Origin of the sequence: Promicromonospora sp. NPDC090134, from assembly GCF_044746965.1 — a bacterium.
Lineage (GTDB): Bacteria > Actinomycetota > Actinomycetes > Actinomycetales > Cellulomonadaceae > Promicromonospora.
Genome location: NZ_JBIVCZ010000001.1, coordinates 235,530 through 251,714, shown reverse-complemented (window position 1 = coordinate 251,714; position 16,185 = coordinate 235,530). Strand labels below are relative to the sequence as shown.

The following is a 16,185-nucleotide window of genomic DNA, read 5'->3' as shown; positions in this document are numbered from 1 at the left end:
TGCGGCCCGTTCCGGACCTGGTACGTGCCGTGTGCGCGGTCCCGCCGGCGGGCAACTTGCTGCCTGTGGATAGTGGGCCGTCAGCCCCAGGTGTCCCGGGGGCCGGGGCCACGCACGGACCGAGGGCCGCGCCGGAACCCGGGGCCGGCCGGGCCGAGCACCGTGACCTCCTCGACGACGCCCTCCCCGATCTCCTCCGCCATACGCCGGATCAGGGTCGGCACCAGCAGCCGGAGCTGGGTCGCCCAGGCCGTCGAGTCCGCGCGCACCACGAGCACCTTCTCCTCGAAGGTCTCGGGCGTGCAGTGGTCGGCGATCTCCGAACCCACCACCTCGCGCCAGCGGCCCACGACGCCACCCACCGACACCTCCTCGGTCCAGCCCTTCTCGCGCAGCAGCCGGCCGACGACTGCCCCGAGGAGCTGTGGATCCCGCGCGCCAGGCCCCGAACCGCTCGACCGGGGCTCGGCCAGGGGAGACCGGCGGGAGGGGGATCCGGGTCGCAGACCGCGGGCCCGGGCCGCCGCCTTGGCCCGGTTCAGGGCAGCGCGAGCCACCTCCGACGGCGGCGTCAGAGCGGGCTCAGAGTTATCCACAGGCCCCTGTGGAGATTCGTCAGTCACGGGTCACCGTCCCGGGTTCCACGTGAAACCGTACGCCGTCCAGAGCCGACGGGATGTCCTCGGGCACGGCCGCCGTGACGAGCACCTGGCGAGCCGGGAGCACCAGGTCGGCGAGGCGTTCCCGGCGCCGGACGTCGAGCTCGGCGAACACGTCGTCGAGGATGAGTACCGGGTCGGCGTCGGTACCCAGATCTGGGTCCCAGAAAGCGGGTGAATCCGCCGAATTCTGCGGATCCCCGCCCAGCAGTCGGAACGATGCGAGCCGCAACGCGAGCGCGAACGACCACGATTCGCCGTGGCTCGCGTACCCCTTCGCAGGTAGTCCGCCAAGCGTCAGCACGAGGTCGTCCCGGTGCGGGCCGACGAGGCTGACACCACGCTCCAGCTCCTGCGGCCGGGCCTCGACGAGGGCCTCGAGCAGCAGGTCACGGAGGCGGCCGACGTCCGAAAAGTTATCCCCAGAGGCTGTGGACAACTCCGGTGGATTGTCCGCCGAGAGGGCTGGCAGCGACGACCGGTAGGCGATCTCCGCGTCGCCGTCGGCATCACTCACCTGCTCGTAGGCGGCGGCGACCGCGGGACGCAGCGCGTTCACCAGCTGCACCCGCAGCGAGAGGATCTCCGCGCCGAGCTCGGCCAGTCGCGCGTCCCAGACGTCGAGCGTCGCCAGCTCGGCGGCCGCCGAGCTCTCGGACCGCGACGACCCACCGGAGCGCCGGGTCGACCGCGCCGACTTGAGCAGTGCCGAACGCTGCCGCAGGACGCGGTCGTAGTCGGAGAGCACGGCGGACACCCTCGGCATCATCAGGACCAGGAGCTGGTCCATGAACCGCCGCCGACCGTCCGGGTCGCCCTTCACCAGGGCGAGGTCCTCGGGTGCGAAGAGCACCGTGCGCAGGACCCCCAGCACGTCTCGCGCCCGGACCGGCTGGCCCCGGTTGATCCGGGCACGGTTGGCCTTGCCCTGGGTGATCTCCAGCTCGATCGTGCTCGCCCGGTCGCCCCGCACGATCCGCGTCCGGATGACGGCTCGCTCGGCCCCCGACCGCACCAGCGGCGCATCCGTGGCGACCCGGTGCGAACCGAGCGTCGCGACATAACCGATGGCCTCGACCAGGTTGGTCTTGCCGCGGCCGTTGCGCCCTACGAACGCGTTGACCCCGGGTTCGAGCTCCAGGTCGGCCGACGCATACGACCGGAAGTCCAGCAGGGAGAGGTGGGAGACGTACATCGGTAGGAGATCGTACGTCCCGGCCGCTACTCCGCCGACTTCACCGCGTGCCCGCCGAACTGCTGGCGGAGCGCGGCGACGGCCTTCATGGCCGGCGACTGCTCCTGGCGCGAGGCGAACCGCGCGAACAGGGCGGCAGAGATCACGGGGAGCGGCACGGCCATGTCGATGCCCTCGTCCACGGTCCACCGGCCCTCGCCGGAGTCGTCGACCCAGTCGTCGAGCAGGGCGAGCTTCGGGTCCTCCTCCAGCGCCTTGACCATTAGGTCGAGGAGCCAGGAGCGCACGACGGTGCCGCGGCTCCAGGCCTTCATGGTGCCGTGCACGTCGGTGATGACGTCGGACTTGGCGGCCAGGAGCTCGTAGCCCTCGGCGTAGGCCTGCATCAGGCCGTACTCGATGCCGTTGTGGACCATCTTGGCGTAGTGGCCGGCGCCGACGCCGCCGGCGTGCACGAAGCCCTCCTCGCGGGGCCCCTCGGGGCGCAGTGCGTCGAAGACCGGCAGCACGCTCTCGACGTCCGCGGCCGCGCCGCCGACCATCAGGCCGTACCCGTTCTCGAGGCCCCAGACGCCGCCGCTCACGCCGACGTCGAGGTAGCCGATCCCGTTCTTCGCGAGCTCGGCGGCCCGCTCCTGGTCCTCGACGTAGTGCGAGTTGCCGCCCTCGATGACGATGTCGCCCTCGGAGAGGATCTCCCCGAGCTGGTCGAGCACACCGCGGGTGGGCTCGCCCGCCGGAACCATCACCCAGATGACCCGCTTGTCCTCGGGGAGCGCGGCGGCGAGGTCCGCGAGCGTCGCGACGTCGGACACCTCGGGCCGCGGGTCGAACCCGGTGACCTCGATGCCGCCCTTGCGCAGACGGGCCCGCATGTTGTTGCCCATCTTCCCCAGGCCGACCAGACCGATGTGGGTAACCATGTGCGTGAAATCCTCCTGGGTCGTTCGACGGGGTCGCTCGTGGCGGCCGTCCTTGGTGCTGGCTGACGTCGGTTTGAGGGCGCGCGCCGTCGATCAGGACGGTGCGTCGAACCCGTCAGCCGGTGAAGCGGATCGGCACCAGCAGGTACCGGTAGGCGGAGTCGTCCTCGCCGTCCAGGCTGCCCTGACCGGTGAACTCGACCGGCTTGTTCGGGTGCGTGAAGGACAGCCGGACGAAGTCCGTGCCCAGGGCGCCCAGGCCGTCGAGGAGGAACTGCGGGTTGAACGCGACCGCGATGTCCTCGCCGACCAGGACTGCCTCCAGTGCCTCGGACGCCTGCGCGTCGTCCCCCTGGCCGGCATCCAGCACGACCTGCCCCTCGCTGAACGAGAGCCGGATCGGCGTGTTGCGCTCCGCGACCAGGCTCACACGCTTTGCAGCCTCGATCAGCGGGGCGGTGGCGACGACGGCGTGGATGGGCGTGCTGTCCGGGAACAGGCGGCGGACGGCGGGATAGTCGCCGTCGACGAGCTGGGAGGTGGTCTGCCGGCCGCCGGCCTCGAAGCCGACGAGGTCGAGGCCCTGGCCTGTGGACAGACCGACGTTCACGAGGCCGCCCGAGCCGAGCGACTTGGCGACGTCGTTCAGCGTGCGTGCCCGCACGAGTGCGACCGCGGAGAAGCCCGGCGTGGCCGGAGTCCACGTCAGCTCGCGGAGCGCGAGGCGGTAACGGTCCGTGGACAGGAGGGTGATGCGCTCACCCTCGATCTCGACGCGCACGCCGGTCAGCAGGGGGAGCGTGTCGTCGCGGCTGGCCGCGACGGTCACCTGGGCGACGGCGTGGGTGAACGCGTCACCCGACACGGTGCCGCTGACCTCGGGGAGCCCCGGAAGCGCCGGGTACTCGTCCACAGGCATGGTGAGGAGTGTGAATCGGCTGGCGCCACAGGTGACGACGACCTTGTTGCCCTCGAGCACCACGTCCACAGGCTTGTTGGGCAACGCACGCGAGATCTCGGCGAGCAGACGGCCGGAGACCAGCACGGTGCCCGGCTCCGCCACCTCGGCGGGGATCTCGGAGCGCGCGGACGTCTCGTAGTCGAAGCTCGCGAGGTTGATCACGCCCTGCGCGTCGGCCTCGATCCGGACACCGGCAAGCACCGGTGCCGGCGGGCGCGTGGGGAGCGTACGGGCGGTCCATGTCACGGCATCGGCGAGAACGTCGCGCTCGACCCTGAACTTCATGCCGTTACATCTCCTCTTGTTCCTGGGCTGTCGAGGGAAACCCTACGCGAGTTGGGGACCTCGCGGCACTCGACAGGCCAGGGCTGTGGATGGACTTCATGGAGGCTCTCGTACTAGTGTTCGAAGAGGTAGCCGAAGCGCTCGACCGGCTTATGAAGGCGTGTGGATTCCCCCTGATAGATAACTGTCGTAGTAGTAGTCGGTGTTGTGGAAACTGGGGAAATCGTGTCTTTCCGCAGGTCAGAGGGCATTTCGTCCTGTGGAGGAGCTGTGGGTCGATCTGTGTATGAACTGGGGACCGCTGTGGACGGCCAGTTTTTACACACAGGCTGTCCACCGATCGGGGTCCCGTCGCCCACAGAAAACAGGCCTTCGTCCACACCCGTCCACAGGCTTGTCCCCAGGTGTGTATCGGCTGGTCAGCGCGGCACACCAAGTTCTGCACAGGTCGTGTCCACAGTGCTGGGGACAACCGAAGCCGAGTCCAGGTATTCCGCCGTTCCGCGTGTGGACAGCCCTGTGGAGGTGCGTATACGCAACACCCCTGTGCACCGGTCCGGCTGTGCACAGGGGTGTTGAAAGATGTGGAAGTGGGCTCTATGCCCGGATTTCGGGCAGCGCGCGGCCGGGGAAGGCGGCACGTGTGAGGTGCGGCTCGTCAGCCGCGCTGCTGCTGCTTGATCCGGCTGGTGAGCTCGGTGACCTGGTTGTAGGTCGAGCGGCGCTCCGCCATCTGGCCGGCGATCTTCTTGTTGGCGTGCATGACCGTGGTGTGGTCGCGGCCGCCGAACTGCTGCCCGATCTTGGGGAGCGACAGGTCGGTGAGCTCACGGCACAGGTACATGGCGATCTGCCGGGCGGTGACGAGCACGCGGGACCGTGACGAGCCGCACAGGTCGTCGATGGTGAGGCCGAAGTAGGCGGCCGTCTGCGCGATCACGACGGCGGGTGTGATCTCCGCGCTGTCGTCGTCATCGGTGATGAGGTCCTTCAGGACGATCTCGGCGAGTGCCAGGTCGACCTGCTGCCGGTTGAGGTTGGCGAACGCGGTGACCCGGATGAGTGCGCCCTCGAGCTCACGGATGTTCGTCGAGATGCGGGAGCCGATGTAGGAGAGGACGTCGGCCGGCACGTCGAGGTGCTCGCTCGCGGCCTTCTTGCGCATGATCGCGATCCGGGTCTCGAGGTCCGGGGGCTGGACGTCCGTGATGAGGCCCCACTCGAAGCGGGACCGCAGCCGGTCCTCGAAGCCGTTGAGCTGCTTGGGCGGGACGTCGGACGTGATCACGACCTGCTTGTTCGCGTTGTGCAGCGCATTGAAGGTGTGGAAGAACTCCTCCATCGTCTGTTCCTTGCCCTGCAGGAACTGGATGTCGTCGATGAGGAGCACGTCGACGTCGCGGTACCGGCGCTGGAACGCGCCCGCCTTGCCCTCGCCGATGCTGTTGATGAAGTCGTTCGTGAACTCCTCGGAGTTCACGTACCGCACGCGGATGTGCGGATAGAGGTTGTGGACGTAGTGCCCGATGGCGTGCAGCAGGTGGGTCTTGCCCAGTCCCGAGTCGCCGTAGATGAAGAGCGGGTTGTACGCCTTGGCCGGAGCTTCTGCCACGGCGACGGCCGCCGCGTGCGCGAACCGGTTGGACGAGCCGATGACGAACGTCTCGAAGATGTACTTCGGGTTCAGCCGGGTGGGCTCGGCCGACGGCTTGGGCGCGGGCTGCGGCGCGATCGGCATCTGCGCCTGCTCGGGCTCCGGGGGCTCGTGCTCGAGGGAGAGAGCCGCCGGGCCGGAGATCTGGGACGGGCCGGCGAGCGTGCTGCTGCTCAGCTCGGGGTCCACGGTGATGCCGAAGCGGACGTCGCGTCCGAGGACCGACGACATCGCGGAGACCAGGTCGTCGCGGACGGCCGTCTCCAGATAGGTGCGCGTCTGCTCGTGCGGGACGGCAATGAAGACCATGTCGTCCAGCACCGCCATGGGCTTGGCGAGACGGATGAAGGCGAGCTGCCGGGGGCTCATGTCGGGCCGGGCCTCGAGCGCTGTCAGGGTCTGCGCCCAGACGTCGCCGATGTTCTCGTCCGGGTTGGCCACTGGCTTTCCTTAGTCTCGTGCGTGGGGTGGTGCGCGACGCTGGGGGTGTGTTGGAGTCTGCCATGATGAGGCACCGTCCACACAGTTGTCCACAGGTTGTGGATGGCGCGGATCATGCCTGGGTAAGTGGTACGTAGCCAGGGAGGACGGCCCGGCGGGGAAGGCCGGCGAGGCGCGCGGTGTGGCGCGTACGACACGCATGATCCCGCGGTTCTGGTTTGACCCGAGGGGCCCGCGCGGCGTAACGTCAGACAGCCGTTCCAGGTACTTCTGCGCGCCCATACACGGATTCGAGCCACGTCCTCCGACGTCGGCCAGGACCGATGGGCCAGGCCCCGGGTCGGTTAGGTCGATCGAACTACTGAGCGGCCACCATTCACTGCATCGTCGAGGACAGACGGTGTGCCTACCCCGACGTTCTTGGAGTACCTCGTGAGCAAGCGGACCTTCCAGCCGAACAACCGCCGTCGTGCGAAGACCCACGGCTTCCGGCTGCGCATGCGCACCCGTGCCGGCCGCGCCATCCTGGCAGCTCGCCGGCGTAAGGGTCGCGCCGAGCTCTCAGCCTGAGCCATGTTGCCCGCGGCGCACCGTTTGCGCCGTTCCGTCGACTTCGAGCGGACGGTGCGCCGCGGCACGCGCGCAGGTCGATCGACCTTGGTGGTTCACCTCCTGGTCCCGGACGAAAATGTCCCGGACCCAGGATCGGGAACTCCACAGGTCGGTTTTGTCGTTTCCAAGGCTGTGGGTAACTCCGTGCAGCGCAACCTGGTGAAGCGTCGGCTCCGTGCCGCCGCGTTCGGCCAGCTCTCCGTGCTGCCCAGCTCCGCTCGTGCTGTGGTGCGCGCACTGCCGCCGTCTGCAGACGCGACCTACGCGGACCTCGACCGCGACCTCGACTCGTGCTTTCGGCGTGCTCTAGCGCGCGTCTCCGGAGACGGGAAGAGATGACCACCATTCCTGCACCCGAGGGTGAGGCGCCGACGCGTGAGCCTTCGCTGATCGGCCGGCTCCCGGTGACCCTCCTTGTGGGGATGGTCCGGTTCTACCAGGCGTTCATCAGCCCGATGAGCCCTCCGAGCTGCAAGTACTACCCGTCCTGCTCGCAGTACGCCCTGATCGCGTTGCGCCGACACGGTGCGCTGCGCGGGCTCGGTCTTGCGCTGTGGCGCCTGCTGCGGTGCAACCCGTGGAGTCTCGGCGGCGTCGACGACGTGCCGCCCGCGCGCGGCACGCACACTCACGCCGAGGGCTGACCTGCCCCGGTTCGTGCCGCCGTACACGACCCCTCGCACCTACCGCAGACTTCGCGTCACCAACTCTGGAGCTTCTTGACCGATGGACTTCTTCGCCTTCCTCTACCCCATCGAGTGGGTCGTGGCCTGGATCATGTACGGGTCACACTGGCTGTTCACCTCGCTCGGGATGTCCAGCGGCCCGGGGACCGCGTGGGTGCTGTCGATCGTCGCACTGGTGATCGTGATTCGTGTGGCACTGATCCCGCTGTTCTTCAAGCAGATCAAGGCTTCGCGCGGGATGCAGATGATCCAGCCCGAGCTGCAGGCCGTGCAGAAGAAGTACAAGGGCAAGACGGACCCGGCGTCCCGCGAGAACATGACGCGCGAGACCATGGAGCTGTACCGGAAGCACGGGACCAACCCGTTCGCCTCCTGCATGCCGATCCTGCTGCAGTCGCCGATCTTCTTCGCCCTCTTCCGGGTGCTCAACGGCCTGGAGCCGATCTCGACCGGTGCCCAGGATCCGATCGGCCCGATCACTCGTGCGGTCGCCGGTGACATCGAGTCGTCGACGCTGTTCGGCGCCCAGCTGAGCGACGTCTTCCTGCAGACCGACTCGATGACCTCCCGCATCGTGGTCATCGTGCTGATCGTCGCGATGAGCGTCACGACCTTCACGACGCAGCGCCAGCTGACGATGAAGAACATGCCGCCGTCGGCCCTCGAGGGCCCGATGGCGCAGACGCAGAAGCTGATGCTCTACATGCTGCCGATCGTCTTCGCGATCTCCGGCGTGAACTTCCCGGTCGGTGTGCTGATCTACTGGACCGTCACGAACCTCTGGTCCATGGGCCAGCAGTACTACACGATCAAGCGGATGCCGACGCCTGGTTCTGTCGCGGAGAAGCAGATGAAGGAGCGGCAGGCCGCGAAGGCCGCGCGCAAGGCTGCCCAGAACGGCGGGATCATCGAGGAGGATGTCCCGGTGGTCGAGGAGCCGAAGAGCGGCCAGCGCGTGCAGCCCAAGCGGAAGAACCGGCAGAAGGGCGGGGCCCGTCCGGAGCCCACGCGCCCGGCGCTCGCACAGTCCGCTCCGCAGGACGCGACCGACGGACCGGCCGATGCGCCGACTGACGGATCGACCGATGCGCCGACTGACGGATCGACCGGCAAGCAGCAGGTCGCCTCGTCGAAGCAGTCGAGCACGTCCAAGCAGTCCGGTACACCGAAGCAGTCCGGCTCGCCCAAGCAGTCCAGCACGCAGCCCGGATCGAAGCCCAAGCAGTCCGGCACCGCACCCGGGACGACCCCGGCGTCGTCGGGCAAGCGCAAGCAGAAGAAGTAGGAGGAGACGCGATGAACGCGAGCACAGGTACGGCCGCACCCGATCCCGCGGCCACGGTCGCGGATCCGGAGGACCGCACCAAGCGCCTCGAGGAGGAGGGCGAGATCGCCGCTGACTACCTCGAGGAGTTCCTCGACATCGCCGACCTCGACGGCGACATCGACCTGGACATCAAGCACGACCGCGCGGCGGTCGAGGTGGTCGCCGACGACCCCGAGTCGCTCGCGCACCTGATCGGTCGGGAGGGCGAGGTGCTCGACGCGATGCAGGAGCTCACCCGCCTGGCGGTGCAGACCAGGACGGGGGACCGGAGCCGGCTGATGCTCGACATCGGCGGCTACCGTGCGGCACGCCGTGTCGAGCTCACGCGGATCGCCGAGCGGGCCGTCGAGCAGGTGCAGGAGTTCGGTGCCGAGGTCGAGCTCGAGCCGCTCAACGCCTTCGAGCGCAAGGTCGTGCACGACGCCGTTGCTGCCGCCGGCCTGGTCAGCGACTCGCGCGGTGTCGAGCCGGAGCGGTACGTCGTGGTCCAGCCGGCCGGGACGGCCGCGGTCACCGACTGATCCGATGGTTTCGGCCGAGGGCCGGTGCGCGTCCCGAGGACGTGCACCGGCCCTCGGTGTGTTTGGCTTCTTTTCGACAGCAAGTGGAGGGACGGGACGTGGAAGGTTCGGACGTGGCAGGGGATGCCGGCTCGACCGACGTCGAGGTGTTCGACGGCGAGACGCTGGGTGCCAGTGATGCGGTCAAGGCGTACCTGGGCGACGCCTATGACGGCGTGGTGCGCTTCGCGGAGCTGCTCCGTGATCAGGGGGAGCTGCGTGGGCTGATCGGTCCTCGTGAGGTGCCGCGCATCTGGGAGCGGCACATCCTCAACTCCGCGGCCGTCGTCCCGTACCTTCCGGAGGCCGGATCGGTCGCCGACATCGGATCAGGTGCCGGGCTGCCGGGCGTCGTGATCGCGGCGATGCGGCCCGAGCTGCAGGTGATCCTCGTCGAGCCGATGGAGCGACGGACGACGTGGCTGGCCGAGGTCGTGGCCGAGCTCGGCCTGGCGAACGTCGAGATCAAGCGTGGGCGAGCCGAGGAGTATCACGGCGCCTTCGAGGCGGACGCCGTTACCTCGCGAGCCGTCGCCGCACTGTCGAAGTTGGTCCGGATGAGCATGCCTCTCGTCCGGGTGGGCGGCGAGCTGGTGATCCTCAAGGGGCGCAACGTGGCTCAGGAGGTCGAGCCCGCACGCAAGGTGCTGCGGAAGTACGCCACAGGGGATCCGGAGATTCTTGAGGGCGCCACGGTGGAGGGCGTCGAGACGACGACGATCGTTCGGGTGCGCCGCGGGAAGTAGGTCTCCGGGCAGTCATGTTTCACGTGGAACGGGAGCGGTCGCCTCTGGCGATCGCTCCCGTTCCTGGTTCTCGGATGGCCCCGTGCTGAGCGGGGCGGGCCGGCCTGCCGACCTCAGCAGCCGCCGCAGTTGTAGTAGAGGATGTCCCAGTGGTTGCCCTCGTCGGTGTAGAGGTTCCCGGCGCCGGACCGGTACTGGTAGCCCCAGCCGGAGATGTACCCGACGTACGTGAAGTTGTTGCTGATGTAGCTGTCGATGCAGGTGCTCTGCCGGGTGTCGAGCTTGTAGCCGTTCCAGTGGCTGTAGGTGCCGCTGGAGTGTCCGGTCTCGGTGCCGCCGGTGATCGTGATGGCGCATCCGCTGGCCGAGCGGAGCGTCTTGATCCCGTCGATCGTGGTCTGCCGCACCTGGTCGAAAGAGGTGCACGTGGCAACATTGCGATTGCTGCATCCGCCGCTCGACGTCCAGGAGATGCCGGCTGCGCTGAGCTGAGCGGTCGCCTGTGCGTGAGTGAGGAACGTCGCGGCGCTGGCGGGGGCCGCGAAGGCGAGCACGAGCGCTGCTGTGAACGCGGTGATCAGTGCGGTGGCTCGGGTGATGGGTCCGGACAAGACGCCTCCCTGCGTGGAGTCAGACGTACCTGGGCGATTCGAGGATAGGTGGAGACGGGACGGGTCTGGGCATACCAGTTCTGACATAGCGACGGCGGACTGGCGGGGGGTGCTGACCTGAGGCGGCGCCGTCCCCGGCGCCGGGGACGGCCTGGGTCGAGATGAGCCGTGCAGACCTGAGCGACGGCGGACCTTAACGGGGCCAGACCTGGACGGAGTTGTGAGCTCCGCTGTTCGCGAGGGATCGGCGAGCCGGGGTGAGGGGCCGGGGACGTGCGGGCGGCCTGTCGGCGAGTCGTCGGGCCTCGGGCGGTGAGGGCATGCAGGCAGAGTCCGTTTCACGTGAAACACGGAAGCAGGTGTGAAACGAGGCTGAGCACATGCGACGCTTGCTCGGGCTGCTCCTAGGGGGTCGGAGCCGTTTCACGTGAAACCGAGCGGTGGCGATCTGAGAAACGGTCGGCGTGGAATCGGCCCTGCGAAGAGGGGTGGCGGTCGATTCTGCGCCTCGGTTCGTCGTGTTCCGGACCCGACGTCGCGCACTCGGTGTGCCTCGGCTGGTCGAGGAGGATCTGATCGCCTCCGCGACGGCGTTTCGGCACGCTCGAAGAGGCACCCGACCGTAGCGTTACACGGGTGTGCTTCTTCAGACGAAAGTCCAAGCGAGCGGCGGCGGCTGCGGCTCTGGCGGCGTCCGCCGCGAAGGCAGATACGTCCGACTCGTCCGCTTCGGAATCGGCAGCGACGGTCCGGAGCGCCAGTTCGGTGGATTCCGCGTCGCGAGCGGCGCCGTCAGCGGCGCTCTCTGCGGAAGAGCTGACCGATGGGCTGTCCGTGGAGGTGGAGTCGGCGGCGCCGTCAGCACCCAGCTCTTTGTCGGCTGAACCTCGGGCCAAGGACGCGGCGGCAGTTGGAGTGGTCACCGAGGGAGAAGGGTCGGACCGCGTCGCGGACGAGTCCTCGGAGGGATCGCCCGCCGTCGCCGTCCTGAGCGGGACCGCGCGCCACACGCCGGACGACGTCGCGGGCAGCGCCGGTCCGGACGGCGCCGAAAGCAACGCCCCGGTCCGCGCGGGGAGCGACACTCCGGACCCCGTCGAGAGCGGCACCCAGTTCTCCGACACCGAGGCACAGGCCGAAGCAGCGGCACAGGCACACTCCGCGACGCTCGGCTCGGCCACCGCGGCGGCGAGCGAGGTCGCTTCGTCCAACATGTCCAGGTCGTCGGCCGAAGAGGAGCGGAACGGCGAGGCCGCCGTCGAGCCGAACCAGGAGGCGATCGGTGCGCCGACGCCCGCGATGTCTTCCCTGGCGAGCCCGGGTGAGGAGCCGGCGGAGGACGCCAGCGTGCCGCCGTCCCAGGACATGGCACCGCCGCCGGCCGAGATCGTGACCGGTCGTCCGCGTGATGAGGTGTGGGGCCAGGACAAGCCAGACCCCGAGGGAAAGAACGTGGCTGAGCTCAGCCAGCTGATCGAGTCCGTGACGAGGTCGGCCACGGCCGGCGACGACGAGGCCACGAAGGTGGCAGAGGTACTGGAGATCGACGAGATGACGGAAGTGCTGGAGCCGGTGCCGGATCAGGTCGAGGTACCGCCCCCGTCAGATGCAGTGGCAGACGACCCGGATCGGATGGAGGAGCTGCCCTCACGTCGTCCGATCCCGGCAGATGCGATCAAGCGGGCAAGTGAGGCACTCGACGCGGCAGTGAACGCCGCTCCTGCTGTGATCGGCTCGGCGACCATGACGGTGGACGACGAAATGGTCGACTTCGTCGACGCCGAATTCACACATTTCGACGGAGAAACCGCCCCGGAGGCCGAGCCAGAAGCAGGGGCCAGCGATTACAGTGTCCGCGTGACGGATCCGATTCCTGTGCAGAGCCTCTCCGCTCCCGGTGTTTCACGTGAAACGACCGGGTCCGTGCAGACGCCCAATGGCACTCAGCAGCCCACGGGCGGCCCGCACGGTGGCGATGACGAGCGGCGATCGGCCCTCATCGCGACCGTCCCGGCCGTTGACGAGACGACTCCTGTCGCCGCCGAGCTCGCAATGGACGCTCGCCGACGCATCGAACTCCAGGGGCGCAAGTTCCCGCGCCCGCCGAAGACCCGCATCATCACGGTCGCCAACCAGAAGGGTGGCGTCGGCAAGACGACCACCACGGTCAACATCGCGGCCGGGCTCGCGCAGTCCGGCCTGAACGTCCTCGTGATCGACAACGACCCCCAGGGCAACGCCTCCACGGCGCTCGGGATCGAGCACCGGGCGGGGACGCCCTCGGTCTACGAGATCCTCGTCGAGGGTGAGCCCCTGGCGAACACGATTCAGCAGTGCCCGGACATCCCCAACCTCTGGGGCGTTCCCGCGACGATCGATCTGTCGGGTTCCGAGATCGAGCTGATCTCCCTTGTTTCACGTGAAACGCGACTCCGCAAGGCGCTCGACAAGTACCTGGCCGACAGGGTCGCCGCAGGGGAGGAGCGCATCGACTACGTGCTCATCGACTGTCCGCCGAGCCTCGGCCTCCTGACGGTGAACGCGTTCGTCGCGGGCCGCGAGGTCTTCATTCCTGTCCAGTGCGAGTACTACGCGCTCGAGGGCCTGAGCCAGCTGCTCAAGACCATCGACCTGATTCGCTCCCACCTCAACCCGGAGCTCCGGGTCTCGTCCATCCTGTTGACGATGTACGACGGCCGGACCAACCTGGCGCAGCAGGTGGCGGGGGAGGTGCGGTCGCACTTTCCCGCCGAGACGTTCAAGACGACGATCCCGCGGTCGGTCCGGATCTCCGAGGCGCCGAGCTATGGCCAGACGGTGATGACCTACGACGCGACATCCACGGGGGCACTCGCGTATCTTCAGGCGTCCCGAGAACTGGCCGAGCGTGGGCAGGGCGGATCGAGCCCGCGCCGCGCGCTGAAGGCGGAGCCCGTCGGAGCGCAGGACTGATGCTCGGCAGTGACGAACGAGATGCGTTGCATCCCGTGTTTGAGATGAAGCCCGTCCACGCTCTGCGCTGGACCGGAACCGACGAGGAGACACGATGACTGCGAAGCGACGCGGGCTCGGGCGGGGCCTGGGCGCCCTGATCCCGACCGGTCCGGAGCTGGACGAGCGGGCTTCCGCAGCTGGGGAGTCGGACGGCACGGACAGCGTGCTGGGCGGCTCGGTCGCTACCGTCGTCGAGGAGCGTCCGACTTCGGTCGAGACTCCGACGGACGAGGTGCCTGCGGGTGCCGTCCCCGCCGACACGATCGCGGAGCAGGCTTCTGAGCAGGTCGCGGAGAAGAAGGCCGCTCCGAAGAACACGGGCCCGCGTCCCAGCACGGTGAAGTGGGACTCCGCGATCGCCAGCGGCCGGCTGTCGGTCGCCAACGAGGCAAGCGAGGGCACCGGGGCGTCGGCACTGGACGATGCGTTCTTCAGCCGGGAGGAGAGCGCACCCGAAGCCGTTTCACGTGAAACACCGGATCTTGTCCCCGTGCCGGGCGCGCGGTTCGCGGAGCTGCCTGTCACGGCCATCCGGCCGAACACCTGGCAGCCGCGCACGGTCTTCGACGAGGGCGACCTCGACGAGTTGGTCGACTCGATCAAGGAGATCGGTGTTCTCCAGCCGATCGTCGTCCGCCCGGACAAGGACCACCCGGGCGAGTACGAGCTCATCATGGGTGAGCGGCGCTGGCGCGCGACGCAGGCCGCCGAGCTGGAGACCATCCCGGCGATCGTTCGCGACACCGACGACGGCGACATGCTCCGGGACGCGCTTCTGGAGAACCTGCACCGCTCGAACCTGAACCCGCTCGAAGAGGCTGCCGCGTACCGCCAGCTGCTCGACGACTTCGACTGCACTCATGAGGAGCTGGCGAACCGGATCGCGCGCAGCCGTCCGCAGATCTCCAACACCCTGCGCCTGCTGCGGCTGCCCCCGCTGGTGCAGCGCCGCGTCGCTGCGGGCGTGCTCTCGGCCGGCCACGCGCGTGCCCTGCTCGGCCTGAGCGACGGTGCGGAGATCGAGCGCCTCGCGCAGCGCATCGTGTCCGAAGGTCTCTCGGTCCGGGCGACCGAGGAGATCGTGATGCTCACGGAGTCCGACGGCAACGGCACCAAGGCGCGCAAGACGCCGCGGGCCGGTACGCGCAGTGAAGCGGTCGACGAGCTGGCGACCCGGCTCTCCGACCGCTTCGAGACGCGGGTCAAGGTGGCGCTCGGCAAGAACAAGGGCCGCATGACCGTCGAGTTCGCCTCGGTCGAGGACCTCAACCGCATCCTCAACGTCATGGCACCCGAGGAGCGCGGCCTGCTGCGGCCGGCGTCCGAGGACTGACGCGGACGCTCAGCGGACAGGCACAGAGCTCAGGGCCGGCACCCACGAGGGATGCCGGCCCTGAGCCTTGTGTCGGGCGATGCCGACGCGTTCGGCATGCCGGGACTGCGAGAACGGCCTGTTATCGCGCGGACACCAGCGCCGTGTCGATGATCGTCCGGTACAGCGCCGACAGGTCGTGCCCGCTCGCGGCAACTGCCTGGGGCAGAAGCGACATCTCTGTCATACCTGGCGCGACGTTCACCTCGAGCACGTGCGCCGTGCCGGACCGGTCGAGGATCATGTCCGTGCGCGAGAGGTGCCGCAGGTGCAGTGCGCGATGTGCGCGCACCGCGACGTCCGACACCAGGTCGGCCTGCTGCGGGGAGAGCCGGGCAGGGGCGAAGAACTCGGTCTCGCCGGCCACGTAGCGTGCGGCGTAGTCGTACCCGCCGTCGGCCACGATCTCGACCGCGGGGAGGGCGTCGGGACCGTCGGCGCCCTCGATCACGCTGACCGCGAGCTCCACACCGTCGACCGCCCGCTCGACCAGGGCCGTCTCGCCGTACGCGAAGCACTCCACCATCGCCCGGGGCAGGTCCTCGGCGCGGGTCACGACCGTGACACCGAGCGCGGAGCCGCCCTCGGTGGGCTTGACCACCAGGGGAAGGCCGATGCGCCGCAGGATCGTGTCGAGCACCGGCTGCGCGCCGAGGTCCCGGAACAGGCTCTGGGGGAGCGTCACGTAGTCCGGCGTCGCGAGCCCGGCGTCGAGCAGCGCTGCCTTCGAGATCGGCTTGTTCCAGACGACGCGGCTTGCGCGTGGCCCGGTGCCCACGTACGGCAGGCCGACCATGTCGAGTACGTCGCGCACGGAGCCGTCCTCACCGGAGGCGCCGTGCAGCAGCGGCCAGACGACATCGGGCCGGGTCGTGCGCAGGAACGACAGGAGGTCGGCGTCGACGTCGTGCAGCAGGACCTCCAGGCCGGTGGCGCGCAGCGCCTCGGCGACCCGGCGCCCGGAGCGCAAGGAGACGTCCCGCTCGTGCGACAGGCCACCGGCGAGGACGACCACCAGTGGCGAGCGGCGCCCGGCGTCGTGCGACTCGGGGTCGAGGGGTGCACCTGGCGCGGCCGGCTCGGTCGGGACGGGAGCAGGACTGGTCATCGAGGGCTCACTCGGTCGGGGATGGAGAACGGTCAGCTGCCATCGTGTCAG

The 16,185-nt window shown here is 68.8% G+C and carries 14 protein-coding genes and 1 pseudogene; 8 read left to right on the top strand and 7 right to left on the bottom strand.

Annotation, left to right across the window (positions count from 1 at the left end):
- Window positions 1-80 precede the first annotated feature (80 nt).
- From ACIPN7_RS01095 to dnaA, 5 genes and pseudogenes are all read right to left on the bottom strand, one after another.
- Window positions 81-596 (bottom strand): DUF721 domain-containing protein, encoded by a 516-nt coding sequence (locus ACIPN7_RS01095; RefSeq protein ID WP_400537132.1) that lies wholly within the window; start codon window positions 594-596, stop codon window positions 81-83.
- 19 nt (window positions 597-615) lie between these two features.
- Window positions 616-1,854: a DNA replication/repair protein RecF gene (gene recF / locus ACIPN7_RS01090; RefSeq protein ID WP_400537130.1), complete on the bottom strand. Its 1,239-nt coding sequence runs from the start codon at window positions 1,852-1,854 to the stop codon at window positions 616-618.
- Window positions 1,855-1,880: 26 nt separating this feature from the next.
- Window positions 1,881-2,855, bottom strand: a pseudogene (gene gnd / locus ACIPN7_RS01085) (phosphogluconate dehydrogenase (NAD(+)-dependent, decarboxylating)); the annotation flags it as partial.
- A 37-nt stretch (window positions 2,856-2,892) separates the two neighbouring features.
- Window positions 2,893-4,023 carry a DNA polymerase III subunit beta gene (dnaN, locus tag ACIPN7_RS01080; RefSeq protein ID WP_400537128.1) on the bottom strand — a complete coding sequence of 377 codons (1,131 nt, stop codon included), beginning with the start codon at window positions 4,021-4,023 and terminating at the stop codon, window positions 2,893-2,895.
- A gap of 658 nt (window positions 4,024-4,681) precedes the next feature.
- Window positions 4,682-6,118 carry a chromosomal replication initiator protein DnaA gene (gene dnaA, locus ACIPN7_RS01075; RefSeq protein WP_400537126.1) on the bottom strand — a complete coding sequence of 479 codons (1,437 nt, stop codon included), beginning with the start codon at window positions 6,116-6,118 and terminating at the stop codon, window positions 4,682-4,684.
- A 432-nt stretch (window positions 6,119-6,550) separates the two neighbouring features.
- Here dnaA and rpmH point away from each other — a divergent pair, with 432 nt between their 5' ends.
- The 6 genes from rpmH to rsmG all read left to right on the top strand — a co-directional run bounded on the left by rpmH (window position 6,551) and on the right by rsmG (window position 10,049).
- A complete protein-coding gene (gene rpmH, locus ACIPN7_RS01070) occupies window positions 6,551-6,688 on the top strand; it encodes a 50S ribosomal protein L34 (RefSeq protein ID WP_010849920.1) in 138 nt (45 codons plus the stop codon).
- Between the two features lie 3 nt (window positions 6,689-6,691).
- Window positions 6,692-7,069, top strand: coding sequence for a ribonuclease P protein component (gene rnpA, locus ACIPN7_RS01065; RefSeq protein WP_400537124.1), 378 nt, complete (start codon window positions 6,692-6,694; stop codon window positions 7,067-7,069).
- A complete protein-coding gene (yidD, locus tag ACIPN7_RS01060; RefSeq protein WP_400537122.1) occupies window positions 7,066-7,374 on the top strand; it encodes a membrane protein insertion efficiency factor YidD in 309 nt (102 codons plus the stop codon). Before rnpA ends, yidD begins: the two co-directional genes overlap by 4 nt.
- A gap of 82 nt (window positions 7,375-7,456) precedes the next feature.
- Window positions 7,457-8,701, top strand: a complete 1,245-nt coding sequence (gene yidC, locus ACIPN7_RS01055; protein WP_400537120.1) for a membrane protein insertase YidC — start codon at window positions 7,457-7,459, stop codon at window positions 8,699-8,701.
- 11 nt (window positions 8,702-8,712) lie between these two features.
- Entirely contained in the window at window positions 8,713-9,264 is a 552-nt protein-coding gene (locus ACIPN7_RS01050; RefSeq protein ID WP_400537118.1) for a protein jag, read from the top strand.
- Window positions 9,265-9,377: 113 nt separating this feature from the next.
- Window positions 9,378-10,049: a 16S rRNA (guanine(527)-N(7))-methyltransferase RsmG gene (rsmG, locus tag ACIPN7_RS01045; RefSeq protein WP_400537116.1), complete on the top strand. Its 672-nt coding sequence runs from the start codon at window positions 9,378-9,380 to the stop codon at window positions 10,047-10,049.
- Between the two features lie 113 nt (window positions 10,050-10,162).
- Here rsmG and ACIPN7_RS01040 read toward each other — a convergent pair whose 3' ends face one another.
- A complete protein-coding gene (locus ACIPN7_RS01040) occupies window positions 10,163-10,660 on the bottom strand; it encodes a hypothetical protein (RefSeq protein ID WP_400537114.1) in 498 nt (165 codons plus the stop codon).
- Between the two features lie 765 nt (window positions 10,661-11,425).
- Between ACIPN7_RS01040 and ACIPN7_RS01035 the strand changes: the two genes are divergently transcribed.
- Window positions 11,426-13,612 carry an AAA family ATPase gene (locus tag ACIPN7_RS01035; RefSeq protein ID WP_400537112.1) on the top strand — a complete coding sequence of 729 codons (2,187 nt, stop codon included), beginning with the start codon at window positions 11,426-11,428 and terminating at the stop codon, window positions 13,610-13,612.
- A gap of 94 nt (window positions 13,613-13,706) precedes the next feature.
- Window positions 13,707-14,987, top strand: coding sequence for a ParB/RepB/Spo0J family partition protein (locus ACIPN7_RS01030; RefSeq protein WP_400537110.1), 1,281 nt, complete (start codon window positions 13,707-13,709; stop codon window positions 14,985-14,987).
- A 121-nt stretch (window positions 14,988-15,108) separates the two neighbouring features.
- Here ACIPN7_RS01030 and ACIPN7_RS01025 read toward each other — a convergent pair whose 3' ends face one another.
- Window positions 15,109-16,134, bottom strand: coding sequence for a D-alanine--D-alanine ligase (locus ACIPN7_RS01025; RefSeq protein WP_400537108.1), 1,026 nt, complete (start codon window positions 16,132-16,134; stop codon window positions 15,109-15,111).
- Window positions 16,135-16,185: the final 51 nt, after the last annotated feature.